Genomic DNA, 12,996 nt, shown 5'->3' with positions numbered 1-12,996 from the left:
TCTCTCTATAAGCATGAAGCACTTCTCTTCCAATAAAAAAATCTTGAAGGCCCTGCAGGCCAGTCGAAAACCCGCAGATCCCGCTTTTGTGGACGCACTCAAGCAACGCTTGCTCATGCGAGCGGAAGAAATTTTATTGGGGGATAAAGCTTCGAGCTTAGACTTAATCCTACATTCCATGAAACGGTATTCATTTATATATGTAAGCGCACTGGTGCTTGTGGCCATGGGCATTATCATCACCGTACCAAAACAAATAAACTCGCAGGAATTTTTAGTGAAAGCCTCCGAGCTCTACCAAAATCAAAATGGAATTTTTCACGAAGAACGATTGAGCCAACGCTTTGAAAATGGAGTCGCTGTGGAAGCATCTTTGGAAGAAGTATGGACCGACGACGAAAATTTCCTTCACATCGTTCGCAATCCGGACACCAAAGAAATCGAACAAGTGGTACTGGAGAACATGAATGAATTTGGAGACAATTTCTCTTTTCACTCCACCTCAGCCATAGAAGAGCATGGACTCATTGTGGAGGAAGGGGATGAATGGTCACAAATTTTTATGGGAGAAAAATATATTTGCGCGCAAATAGAAGAGACTGTGGACGCTCAAATCAGCTCGCTCCTGCGCATCGCGGAAGAAGATCCCACTGTTTACATGGTGATCAATGATAGCATTCCTTTAAACGAACAAGGTCAAGAAGAGGAAATAGATACCGAACACATTCTTGGAGAACTGCTCAGTGGAGAGAACTCTGCTTCAAACATGCAAGAGATATTGGAAAATGCAAAAGCGTACCGTGAGGATGGCTACCTAGTGTTTCGACAAGACTTGCGCGCTCGCGATGGCGATGGAGTTCACATGCGCACCCTCTACGCGTACTTCAACGAAGAAACTTACAAACTTGAAAAACAAAAACTCACCTTTGCTGATGAACCCAATCGTTATGACCTCACCACTTTCCTCACGCAAGGGTATGAAGAAGGGCTGAACGCGGAAGAGATTTTTGATCCTTCCAAGTACGATGTAGAAGCCACCGGAATGAGTTTTTCTGCAAATGTTCCGGAATTCGTGCAAGAGAATGGTTGTTATTATAAAGGAGAGAAAATGAGCGAAGCGGATGCAGCAGCCTTGTTGAATCAAGTGCCTGAGGACGGAATTCGTGAATGGAACGCAGGTTTTACGGATCTTGTGGAAGAGCTTTATAATCCCAGCAATTCCGGCAATGAATATGAGGGCCTTGTTGGACAAGAAGTCGACGAAGCCCAAACATCAACTGAAGAAATCTTCACCGGAGATTTGGCTTCCATCTTCTCTCTCTTGATACCAAGCCAAGGCTCGTTAACTCAAGGATTCACGGAAAGGCACAACGGAATCGATATCGCAAATGCAGAAAAACCAACCGTTTGGGCCGCAGCAGATGGCGTGGTGGTCTTTACCTCCGCAGACGGAGGCTGGAATGGGGGCTACGGAAATAATATTTGGATCGATCATCAAAATGGATTCATGACTCGTTATTCTCATTTGGACAGTATTTCTGTACAAGTGGGAGATACCGTGAGCAAGGGCCAAGCAATTGGAGTCATGGGGGCCACAGGACGAGTGTATGGAAATACAGGAATTTTATTGCACTTTGAATTGGAATTGGACGGCATGAAGGTAAACCCATTGGACTATTTCGAAATCTAAAGGGAACTGCTAAGATGGGCTCGTGAAAATAAAGAAAAGATTTATCTTTCTCGGGCTCATCTTGGTTTTGTGCGGGGTTATATTTTTTCCGGCGCTGCTTAAAGTAGCGGAAAGCGGAAAAATCTACAGCGCGGAAGAAAATATTCCGGCAGCACCGGTGGCTTTGGTTTTTGGAGCGGGATTGAATGTGAATGGACGGCCATCGGATGCGCTGGCCGATCGCCTCATCGTGGCGGCGGGCCTCTATTTAAACGGAACCGTGGAAAAAATTCTGGTCTCGGGTGACAATATAACGGACGAATATTACAACGAGCCCGCCGCCATGAAGGAATTTTTGGTCTTGTGGGGAATCCCAGAAGATGCCATTGCGGAAGATTTTGCGGGCGCGCGGACTTATGATTCCTGCCTCCGTGCCAAAGAAATTTGGGGCATCGAAGAAGCCGTTCTCGTCACGCAAAAATTTCACCTCCCGCGCGCCCTCTTCACTTGCAACGCGCTCGGTGTTCAAAGCATCGGCATGATCGCCGACCGACAACCCTATGTTTTTGAAGATTACTACGATCTTCGCGAATGGTTCGCAGTCTACAAGGCTTTGTTGGATCTTTATATCAAGAGTCCGGAAACCATCGGTGGTGAACCCGAAACTCTCTAAACCCTCCCACTCCAATGTTCAAAAAAATCCTTCCGGCTTTCCTTCTCATTATTACCGTTGTCCTCTTCTTTTTGGACATCAATCCTCCTTCGGACAGCAGCAGCTCCTATGAAGAAGTCCTGGAAGCCACGGTCGTGGAACTCACCACAAGCGAGCAACAAGAAACGGTGGATGGACCGCAATACTATCAAGTACTGCAAATGGAGGTGACAAGAGGTTCCCTCAAGGGAGAAATCGTGGAAGTGGAGAATGGAATCATGCCCAGCATCTATTCTCAAGAATATAAATTGGGGGATCGCCTGGTGCTCCTAAAATCCGCGAGCGGTTACGACGAAAATATTTTTGCCATTGTAGACACCGTGCGCCGCCCCCTTTTATTTTGGCTTTTCCTCTTATTCATAGCTGTTGTCCTAGTCGTCTCTCAAAAACAAGGTCTCCGCTCTTTGCTCGGCATGGTGTTCTCTTTCTTCGTCCTCTTCCGACTCGTACTGCCGCTCATCCTTGCGGGATTTAGCCCCGTATGGGCGGCCATTTTGGGTTCGGCTCTCATCATTCCGGCAAGTTTTTATCTTTCTCACGGCATCAATCGCAAAACCACCGTGGCCATTCTTGGAACTCTCGTGACTCTCATTTTAACAGGACTCTTGGCCGGCCTTTTCGCCAACTGGGGCAGTCTCACCGGACTGGCGGATGAAGCCGCCTCTTTCCTTAAATCTGATACAGGTGAACGGATCAACTTCCAAGGCCTCCTCCTCGCCGGAGTGCTCATCTCCATGCTTGGAGTTCTGGATGATGTCAGTATTTCCCAAGCCTCTGTGGCCGAGCAACTGCAAGGCGCCAAGGAAAACATTTCCTTTTTTGAACTCTACAAACGAACCATGAGCGTGGGTAAAGATCACATCGCGAGCATGGTGAACACTCTGGTTCTCGTCTACACGGGAGCTTCCCTCCCTCTTCTTTTACTTTTCATCGATCACTCTCACAGTTTTTACGAAGTCCTGAATTATGAATTTGTGGCCGAAGAAATCATTCAAACCTTGGTGGGCAGCATCGGACTGATTTTAACGGTGCCCATCACCACACTTTTTGCCTGCACAAAGATTTCCACTTTCAAAAGTCTCAACTTAAGGAGACAATAGTAAAAACCACAAAGAATGAAAAGTAACCCCGTACTGGAAGTGGAGAATCTAAGCATCATGCTGGGCAAGCATCGTGTGCTTGAAGAAATCAGCTTCAGCATTCAAGCGGGAGAATATGTGGGGATAGTGGGACCCAATGGCGGGGGAAAAACAACACTATTAAGAGCCATGCTGGGTTTGATTCCATTCGACAAAGGAGAAATTTACATCAAAGGAAAGAAGAATAAGAATTTTGCGGCTCGTAAAAACATTGGCTTCGTACCGCAGCACTTCACCACCAGTTCCTTCCCTTTTGCCATGAGCGTGCATGAAGTAGTGGCCACGGGGCTTGCAAGCCGTCGTGGATTCGGATGGTTGGACAAGGAGGATCAGCGCGCCATCGATGAAGCGCTCGAAGTGGTTTCCGCGAGCACACTCAAACGACGCATGTTTTCGGATCTTTCGGGCGGACAACGCCAACGAGTGGTGATTGCCAGAGCCATGGTGAGCAAGCCTTCCATTCTTTTTTTGGATGAACCTCTCAGTGCCGTGGACCTTCCCTCTCAAAAACATTTCTATCAAATTCTTTCCGATCTCAATAAAAAGAAAAAACTCACCATCGTAATGGTCACCCATGATTTAGAGATGGTCACCGCAAAAGCATCTCGAGTCCTTTGCCTCAATCACCGTTTGCATGCCAGTTGCAAACCGGCAGAACTCAGCACCCACGGAATGTGGGACAGAACTTTTGGAGAAGAATTTAAACCCATAAAACACAGCGCGCATCATGTTTGATTTTTTTGAATACAGTTTCATGACCAGAGCCCTGGTGGCGGGACTCCTTGTGGGAGCCTCCGCTCCCCTTTTGGGAACTTTTCTGGTGGCCCGTCGCTCCAGTATGCTCACGGACACACTCTCACACACCGCCTTGGCGGGAGTTGGAGTCGGCATGGTCGCCGGGGTCTCTCCTTTATTGGGCGCACTTTTCGTGAGCATTTTAGCCGCAACCGGAATTGAAAAGATCGTGGCACGGGGCAGATTGGGAACCGAAGCCGTGCATGCGCTCTTCCTCTCGGGAGGATTGGCTCTCGCCGTAGCCCTCATCAGTCTTTCTCACTCCACGCTTTCTTTCGAAAGCTATTTGTTTGGAAGCATCAGCACCGTCAGCACACAAGATCTCGTGCTCTTGAGTCTGCTTGCCGTGGGAAGTTTTGTAGGCATAGGCCTATTCTGGTGGCCCCTCGTCACTTTGGCTTTTAATGAAGAACTGGCCGAGGCCTCCGGCCTCCGTGTTCAGTTTTTCAAAACAGGTCTCGGCATTTTGGCCGCTCTCACCGTTTCCCTCTCCTTAAAAATTATCGGAGGCTTGCTCATCGGCGCACTCATGGTCATCCCGGTGCTCGCGGCCCTACAAATGGCCAACAGTTTCCGCTCCACCGCCGTTCTGGCCATTCTTTTCGCAGAAGCCGCCGTCCTCATTGGACTCATTCTCTCTTATATAAGCTCTGTTCCCAGCGGAAGCTCCATCGTATTGGTCTGCATCGTCGGATTCTTTATTTCTCTCATTTTAAAGCCCGTAATCAAGTAGCCCTTGCTTTTTTAAAAAATTATAGTAATATAAGTCCTTAATTTCATCTTTTAAACCCTTTCTATGAAAAAACTTATCTCCTTACTGAGCCTCGCCATGTTGATGGCCGGCAATGTGGCGTTCACTGCGGTGGCCGCCTCCACCTACTCCGGCGTGGACAACTCCAACGCCTTCGCGGATTCCGTTATTTATACGGAAGGCGTGTCCACCTTCGAAAAAACTTCGGATGCCGCTGACGCCAACTCTTCCGATGTGATTGTGGGAGAAGCAGTGGGAGATGACTTTTATTTTGGCTTTGCCCAAGCCTTCGATGGAGTTTCCATTGATATCGGTACTTCGGCAAGCAGCGGAGAGTTCATCACTGAATATTGGGATGGAAGCTCTTGGGAAACCTTGCTCGCCAACAGCACAGATAACATTCAAAACGACAGCACGAGCGGAATTTTTGCGCTGGAGTGGGAACGACCAAGCGACTGGACCAAAACCACCGTTGAAATCGATTTCACTGCGTCTGGAGAAGTAAATGTCCCAAGCCCAAGTCTCTACTTCGCTCGCATCCGAATCACCAACGATTATTCCAACACCATCAAAGCCGACCAACTCGGAATTTTGGATTACAACGCCGTGTTCAATGTGGATTCTGAATTGGGTGACTGGGTGAGCATGGGGGAAGGCGATGTTTCTTTCAGTTCTTCAACAGGAGACACCACCATCTACGCGGAAGGATTTGTACACGATGATTCTTATGCCTACGCCCTCTACACACCAAGCACAACCACCTACACCGCCACATTCACTGTGGATGGTTTTGTACAAAAAAGTGCATCCGTTTCTTTAAGTGAAGCCGTACGAACCACAAGCATTGAATTGCAATACACCCAAGTACTCGTGGCAGAAGATCCTGATACCGGAAACGGAGTGGAAATCGACTCTGCAACTGCAGGTACAACCGGTGTTGCCTGTGTGATGGACAACGATAAAGCCTACTGTCCCGTTACTGCCGCAAATGACAATTCCACCGCCACTATTTATGCCGATGGATACGCGCCCACCAGCATCGCTCTTCAAGATCGAAGCAGTGACAGCAGCGCACAAGTCACCAACACAGCGGTCCTCAATTACGCCTACATCGCAACCGTAAAGGATGAAGATGGAGACACCGTGAGCAACGCCAGTGTAGAAATGGGAAGCAGTTTTGATATCGATTGTGAATACATTTCCGCCGGTCAATACGGATGCGTGGTTCCAACGGACGAAGATGCAGAAATTCGTATCAGCGGAAGCGGTTTTGATACCGTGACCAGCGAATTCTCCAGCACTCGTGACTCCAACTCCGATTCTCAAGTTACAAAAACATTCACCGTTGGAGAAAACACCACTTCCGATGGTCCGGATCTTTCCGTAGAAACCATGGATTGGGACAGTGATGGAGACTTCACATTCACTCTTCAAAATGAAGGGAACGAAGCCGTTAGTAGCAGCGAAAATGTTTATGTGGCGATTTATGTCGACGGAGACCGTGAATACTACGAATACTTCGAAAACGAATCCGGTGACGATTGGTTGGATGCCGGTGAAGAAGAGGACTTCGATCTTGGCGACAACTTCTTTGATGACGAAGACGAAGAGTACGAAGTGGAAATCTGTGTGGATTCCACCGACACCGTGGATGAAGAAGATGAGGACAACAACTGTATGGAAGAAACACTCAGCATCAACGGTAGCGGAGATGGAGTGGATCTTGAAGTGGAAGACCTCTACTTGGAATCCGACGACGACCTGATTGTTGTAGTAAGCAATACCGGAGACGACGATGTAGATGACAGCGAAAGCGTGAAACTCTATGTCTATGTGGAAGGAACGGTGGAATACACCCTTGTGATTGATGAGAGCGATGATACATCTGATTTCTTCCAAAGCGGAGACAGCAGCACCATCAATGTGGGTGATAATCTCCTCGATGATCATGGAAGCCAGTACGATGTCGAGGTGTGTATCGATGTGGGAGACAGCGTGGATGAGGATGACGAAAGCAACAACTGTCGTGAAGAAGACGAAGATGAACTCGAAGAAGATCCTGAAAATGGCTCATGTGGAGATTTCGTGGACATCGACGGTCACTGGGGTGAAGAGTACATCTGCAATCTCTACGATCGTGATGTCGTGGATGGGTACAACCAATACTACTTCAAGCCCGATGATGATGTGAGCCGTGCGGAATTCCTCAAAATGGCTTTGCTCGGAGCGGAAAAAGATACCTACGACACTTCAGTCTATTACGATGATGTGGATGACAGCGATTGGTTCTACGAATTCGTGAGCTACGCCACCACCAAGGATTTCGTGGAAGGCTACAGCGACGGAACATTCCGTCCCAACGAAGACATCAACCGTGCCGAAGCGCTCGTGATCATGTTCCGCATCGCCGGTGAAGAAGACTACGATTACAGCTCCAGCGATATCGATTTCTCTGATGTGAGCTACAGCAACTGGTTCGCTTGGGCCGTGGTACTCGCCGATGACCTCGACATCATCAACGGTTACAATGACGGATCCTTTGGTCCTTCCAACGACCTCTCCCGTGCCGAAGCCGCCAAGATCATCGACCTGGCTTACGAAGAGTTCTACAATTAGTCCTGCACTAAAAACCTAAAATTAAAGAGACCGTGAGGCGCTAAAGTTCATCTGCGCCGGAGCGGTCTCTTTTATTTTACCACCCTCATTCTGTGTTCCTGCACCTTCACATTAATGGAGTGTGCAATGAGGTGATGTTCTTTGCAGAGTGGTGCTAAGTAGTGCGGATCGTGCCGATGACTGAGCGCAAAGGTTTGCGTATGATGAAGCTGCTCGGAGGGTTTTTGGCAACCTGGAACAGAACACTTACTGCCGTGTTCTTTTTCGAGGACTTTTTTGGTTCGCACCGGTACATGACGGGACTGCGTTTCAGGCAGGCTTACTGCAATGGCTTCTTTTTCCTCCGCAATTTCCTCTTCATGGCGGTCAAGCAATTCCGTGAGCAAAGCACTGACATCTATTCCTTTCTCTTGCAAGTGCTCGAGCCTGCTTTTGACAGCATCCGAAATTTGTAGCGGAACCCTTTGCCCGGGCAAAGATTTTTCATCCCGCACCAAAGTCTCCAAAGCTTTTTTGGGAAGAAGCTGAACCTGCTGCGCCCAAAAAGATTCATTCTCTGCGGTGACCACGGATTGAATACGAACCAGCTTATTCACACTCACCTCACCTCGTTCCAAAAGAGCCTTCAAAGCAGGCAGGTCCGAAAACCGTTTTTCCAGGTTCAACGCCATTCGTACTTGCTCTTCACTCAGTCCGGCCAGCTTAAAAGCAAATTCAAACACAGAACCAAAACCCTTCACCAGGTAGAGCCGACGCTTCTCCACTTCCGGCAGTAAGCCCATGAACTTCCTCCGCCACAACAGGACATTCTTTCCATAAAGTTTGGCTTTTTCATACAGTTCTTGGTCTGTCATAGTGGAGGGGTTAAGGAAACTCAATTCTACCACAAAACCACCCAATTAACAGATTCAAACCCTCATTTCCACATGACAAAAACCATGGTGAGGGTATAGTCACCTTTGCCCCGCCGGCCTATTTCAAATTCGGCCTGATCCGCGAAACATACACGGCATAAGTGCATTTTTCCTGCGCCGCGTAGTACGCCTTGCGCTCCTCTTCCGGCAAGTCCGCGACCCCTTTGCACTCCGGTGTACACGCGCCATGCATGCGCTCACGGCAAGCCTCACATTGTAAAAAAAGCAAATTGCACGCCGCGTTGGCGCAGTTCACATAACGATCACAGCGCACATCACATTGATCGCACTCACTGAGCACATCCGGCGTGATACGCTCACTAATCCGTTCATCAAACACATAATTGCTCCCCTTGAATTTGGACGGCAGGCCTTTCTGCTCAATCTCGTGTTTGTACGCAATAATCCCACCGTGCAATTGATTCACATCCTTGAATCCTTGATGCTTAAGGTAAGCGCTGGCCTTTTCACAACGAATGCCTCCCGTGCAATAGAGCAACACTTTTTGATCCTCCTTTCCCTTCAGGGCCTCCAAAGCCATCGGCAACTCTTCCTTAAAAGTATTGCTGTCCGGGCACACCGCTCCCTCAAAATGACCAATCTTGCTTTCGTAAAAATTGCGCATGTCCACCACCACCGTATTCGCATCCTCCAGAGCCTTATTGAACTCTTCTGCCGTCAGATGATTTCCCACTTGCGAAAGGTCGTAGCTGTCCTCCGGAAGTCCATCCGCCACAATCTGATTTTTAACCTTAATGGTGAGCTTGTAAAAAGACTCGCCCTGCTCCACCCCTATCTTGAGCGGCATCGCCTTAAAGGCCGCGTGGCTCTCCAAATTGGCTTTAAACGCCTCAAACTGCGGCTCCGGCACACTCATCTGTGCGTTGATCCCCTCTCGAGCCAAATAAATCCGCCCAAACACACCCAACTCACTCCACTCCCTATACAGTTGATCCCTAAAATCCCGCGGATGCTGAATCTTGGTATATCTGTAAAACGATAGCGTAATCCGTTTAAACGGCTCCGCCGCCAAATTTTTAAGGCAAGTCGCCTTATCGAGTTTATTTTTTAAGGTAAACATAAATGCCCCCGGATTTTAATGAAGCCCCGTGGAGATGTAAAGAGGCCTAGACCTCCGCTTGGGGATAAGTAGAGGGCTTTCCATAAACCACGACCCTATCACGACCAGGCAGCACATTCCGTTCCAAAACGCGGTCCTCAGCATCGAGTCGATGCCCCTTGGCCAAATGCAAAGCGGCATCAGCCTTACGATAAGGAGCATCCGTAGCAAGATCAGCTCCCGTACAGTGAGCCAATCCAATAGACAGGGTTTTCTTGATCTCCGTTCTGGTTCCACTATTCGTGGGCAATATAAAGGTACTCTCTGCCACTTTATTACGAATCAGTTCTGCAACCTCCTCCGCGCGACCATCCCCATTGGGAATCAAAACCCCAAACTCATCTCCACCCCAACGACAAATATCGTCATAACGAAGAGTACTTGAAAGATCACTGATAAAGCCACCGAGTTGATACAAAGCCTTATCTCCGGCCAGATGACCAAACTCGTCATTGAGGTCCTTAAATTTATCCAAATCAAAAACCATAAAGACAAATGGAGCCGCCGGCTGCTCTTGAGCTATTTTGCGCATTCTTTCCTCCATGGCTCTCCTGTTTGGAAGAGTGGTTAAGCTGTCGGTAAGAGAATCCGCCTGAGCCTCCTCAAAACGGCGTCTAAAGTGGTCTCTTTCATCCCCTACCGCATTGAGATCCTCCAGGAGCTCATCTATTTTATTTTTTGCCGCCGCCCGTTCACGCAAAAGGAGCACATCTTTTTTAATATCCCGTTGAAGCGCTCTCAGATTGGGACGAACATACTCAAGCCAAAAATTTTGCGGCAACATATTCTTCAAATTCACTGCTGGCAAATCCATCACCTCATCCATAAATCCACGCAAGCTCTGGCGAAGGTAAGATCCCGAAGCCCCCGACGAAAATTCCGGCCCAAACTGTTCTTTTATACAAGTGAGGGCAACCCTACTAAGACAGGAAGGAAAACGAAGGCCAGGTTTGAGAGAGTTGAGCCCAGCTTCAACAAGAAATCGTTCAGCAACATTATCCGGAAATTTAAAGTCCAAAGGGAACATCCCCTCTATAGCGGCTTCAGCTTCAGTTCCAGCATCCGCCTCCCAATCCGCCACTTGTGCTTCAACAGTCATTTGGATTAAAATAAGATTACCTAACCTTAATATTATACCACAATACAACTTTAAATCAAGAGGGTGGCGCTGGGCAGTGGTTTTGCTCGTTTTAGCGATCGGAACAGCTGCAGTGGCGGGAGCATACTGGAGTAGAGAAAAAATTCAAGTGCTCCGAGCGGAAAGGTTGGAGGGTCCGGTGGCACCGGTGGCAATAGATCTGGAGGATCTGCCCCAAGTGCAAGAAACCCTCCCCGCGCAAGTCAACATCGATATGCCTTTTTACACGCAAGCCCCCTACTCCAACTGGGATTACCCCTGGCAGGAGGCTTGTGAGGAAGCCAGCGTGCTGTTGGTGGCCAACGAGTATAAAGATATGAATTTGGATCGGGAGGCTTACAACGCGGAACTCTTGCGTTTGGTGGATTGGGAAATAGAAGTGTTTGGAGCCTACGAACACACCACAGTAGCCCAAACGGTAGAGATGATTGAGACGCAATACGGACTCGAAACCGTGGTGCACGAGGATCCGAGTTTCGAAGATTTTCAAAAGATTCTGGCCAGCGGTCACCTGATTATTGCGCCTTTTGCAGGGAAACTGCTCTACAATCCCAACTTTCAAAATGGAGGTCCCATCTACCACATGGTCGTGGTGAAAGGGTACGATGCGGATAAAATGCAGATCGTGACGCACGATGTGGGCACACGCAACGGCGCGGATTATGTCTACAGTTGGGAAACCATCCAAAACGCCCTGCACGATTACCACGACACGGATATTTTATTGGGCGAAGCTCGCATAATTGAGGTTTTACCCTGATGCTTTCACACGCACTAAAAAATAAGATCGTTTGGTCCACCGTGGTGCAGCTTTTTGGGAAAGTGGCGCAAATAGTGCTGGGAATTGTGAGCATTAGGATGGTGACGCATGCCTTGGGGCTGGAAGAATATGGCGTGTATGGCAAGATTTCCGAGTACGCCTTGTTCTTTTCTGTGGTGGCAAACTTGGGGATTTTTGGAAACACGGTGCGCAAAATGTCCGAGAGCCCACACGATGGAAAACTCTTTGTAAACGCCCTGGTGCTGCGCATGGGTACAGCCGGCACTTTTTTTGCGGTGGGAGCCCTTTTCGCTTGGATCTGGATTCCAAACAGCATCTTTTTCTTCGGCGTGCTCTTTTTTATGAGCTCTTTATTTTTGGATTACATCACCTCCGTTTGCGACGGAATGCTGCAGGCCAATTATAAAATGGGGCGCGCCACAGCGGCCCTGGTGCTCGGCCGAGCCGCCAGTCTGGGGCTCATCGCCTTATTGATTTATTTAGAAGCGCCCGCGAGCGCACCCCTTTTCTTTTTAGGCCCCCTGACGGGGGCCGCCGTGGCCAGCACGCTTTCTCTCCTTTTTGTCCGCCAACTGATCCGCTTTGAATGGAAGCTGGATCCCGCCCTCATGAGAATGCTGCTGCTCACCGCTTTGCCCTTCGGAATCATCAACATCCTCAACAATTTGTATTTCCGCTTTATGCCCAGCTACTTCATTTCGCAAACCCTCACGGACGCGCAATACGGCTCCTACAATCTCAGTCTGCATCTTGCCAGCACGGCGAGCCTGCTGTCCACACTGCTCATGTTCTCTTCCCTCCCCGCCCTCAAACAGGCCATTCAACACAAGGAAAGTAAAAAAATCTGCGACCTTTTCCGCACCCTCAAAAAAACCCTGCTCCTCATGGCCCTGCTCATGATTTTAGGGGGCTCCTTCGTCGCCCCCACCGCCATCGAACTCCTCAGCGGCAAAGACTTCATCCTCCCCGAACTTTGGTTCCTACTCCCCCTCCTCCTCATCCTCGCGGGCGTTTCTTATTTTTATGATCTGGTCCTCATCACCCTTTTCGCCTACGAACAAGACCTCTGGCTCCTCAAACGCGAAGGCCTCGCTCTCCTGGTCTTCCTCATCATCCTAGGCCTCTCCCTACCCCTCCAAGACCCGATCCTAAAAACCTTCCTCATCCTCTTTTCCGCCATCGCCGCGGAGAGCACCGTGACCCTGCTCGGACTTAAAAGGATTTCGCAAACGATAAAAATCTGCTAAAACAGTTGCATGTCGGGGTGTAGCGCAGTTGGCTAGCGCGCTTGGATGGGGTCCAAGAGGTCGTGGGTTCAAGTCCCGCCACTCCGACCATTTTTCTTTGACTAAGAAAACGAT

The 12,996-nt window shown here is 48.9% G+C and carries 10 protein-coding genes, 1 tRNA gene and 1 pseudogene; 9 read left to right on the top strand and 3 right to left on the bottom strand.

Annotated elements, in window-relative coordinates; genetic code table 25:
• The first annotated feature begins 13 nt into the window (after positions 1-13).
• The 6 genes and pseudogenes from WC777_03920 (at position 14) to WC777_03895 (ending at position 7,682) form a co-directional block, all read left to right on the top strand.
• Positions 14-1,690 carry a M23 family metallopeptidase gene (locus WC777_03920; protein MFA6024331.1) on the top strand — a complete coding sequence of 559 codons (1,677 nt, stop codon included), beginning with the start codon at positions 14-16 and terminating at the stop codon, positions 1,688-1,690.
• Between the two features lie 22 nt (positions 1,691-1,712).
• Positions 1,713-2,342, top strand: a complete 630-nt coding sequence (locus WC777_03915) for an ElyC/SanA/YdcF family protein (protein ID MFA6024330.1) — start codon at positions 1,713-1,715, stop codon at positions 2,340-2,342.
• Between the two features lie 14 nt (positions 2,343-2,356).
• Positions 2,357-3,481, top strand: a complete 1,125-nt coding sequence (locus WC777_03910; protein ID MFA6024329.1) for a YibE/F family protein — start codon at positions 2,357-2,359, stop codon at positions 3,479-3,481.
• A 15-nt stretch (positions 3,482-3,496) separates the two neighbouring features.
• Positions 3,497-3,991: pseudogene (locus tag WC777_03905) on the top strand (ATP-binding cassette domain-containing protein).
• A 256-nt stretch (positions 3,992-4,247) separates the two neighbouring features.
• Positions 4,248-5,048, top strand: coding sequence for a metal ABC transporter permease (locus WC777_03900; GenBank protein MFA6024328.1), 801 nt, complete (start codon positions 4,248-4,250; stop codon positions 5,046-5,048).
• Between the two features lie 63 nt (positions 5,049-5,111).
• Entirely contained in the window at positions 5,112-7,682 is a 2,571-nt protein-coding gene (locus WC777_03895; GenBank protein MFA6024327.1) for an S-layer homology domain-containing protein, read from the top strand.
• Between the two features lie 71 nt (positions 7,683-7,753).
• On the opposite strand, the gene WC777_03890 is transcribed toward WC777_03895, so the two are convergent.
• The 3 genes from WC777_03890 to WC777_03880 all read right to left on the bottom strand — a co-directional run bounded on the left by WC777_03890 (position 7,754) and on the right by WC777_03880 (position 10,815).
• The gene (locus WC777_03890) at positions 7,754-8,536 is read right to left on the bottom strand and encodes an HNH endonuclease signature motif containing protein (protein MFA6024326.1); all 783 of its coding nucleotides are present in this window, start codon (positions 8,534-8,536) and stop codon (positions 7,754-7,756) included.
• A gap of 118 nt (positions 8,537-8,654) precedes the next feature.
• Positions 8,655-9,677 carry a rhodanese-related sulfurtransferase gene (locus WC777_03885; protein ID MFA6024325.1) on the bottom strand — a complete coding sequence of 341 codons (1,023 nt, stop codon included), beginning with the start codon at positions 9,675-9,677 and terminating at the stop codon, positions 8,655-8,657.
• Between the two features lie 46 nt (positions 9,678-9,723).
• The gene (locus WC777_03880) at positions 9,724-10,815 is read right to left on the bottom strand and encodes a GGDEF domain-containing protein (GenBank protein ID MFA6024324.1); all 1,092 of its coding nucleotides are present in this window, start codon (positions 10,813-10,815) and stop codon (positions 9,724-9,726) included.
• 82 nt (positions 10,816-10,897) lie between these two features.
• On the opposite strand from WC777_03880, the gene WC777_03875 reads away from it, so the two are divergent.
• The 3 genes from WC777_03875 (at position 10,898) to WC777_03865 (ending at position 12,972) form a co-directional block, all read left to right on the top strand.
• On the top strand, positions 10,898-11,632 hold the full coding sequence (locus tag WC777_03875; protein MFA6024323.1) for a C39 family peptidase: 735 nt from the start codon (positions 10,898-10,900) through the stop codon (positions 11,630-11,632).
• Complete coding sequence (locus WC777_03870) at positions 11,614-12,882, top strand: hypothetical protein (GenBank protein ID MFA6024322.1); 1,269 nt, start codon at positions 11,614-11,616, stop codon at positions 12,880-12,882. The genes WC777_03875 and WC777_03870 overlap by 19 nt, the downstream gene beginning before the upstream one ends.
• Before the next feature lie 13 nt (positions 12,883-12,895).
• Positions 12,896-12,972 (top strand) — tRNA-Pro (locus WC777_03865).
• The last annotated feature ends 24 nt before the right edge of the window (positions 12,973-12,996 follow it).

It is taken from the genome of Candidatus Gracilibacteria bacterium, from assembly GCA_041661045.1.
Classification (GTDB): Bacteria; Patescibacteriota; Gracilibacteria; order UBA1369; family 2-02-FULL-48-14; genus 2-02-FULL-48-14.
The sequence above is the reverse complement of the archived record's forward strand: the minus strand, read 5'-3'. Positions and strand labels throughout refer to the sequence as shown.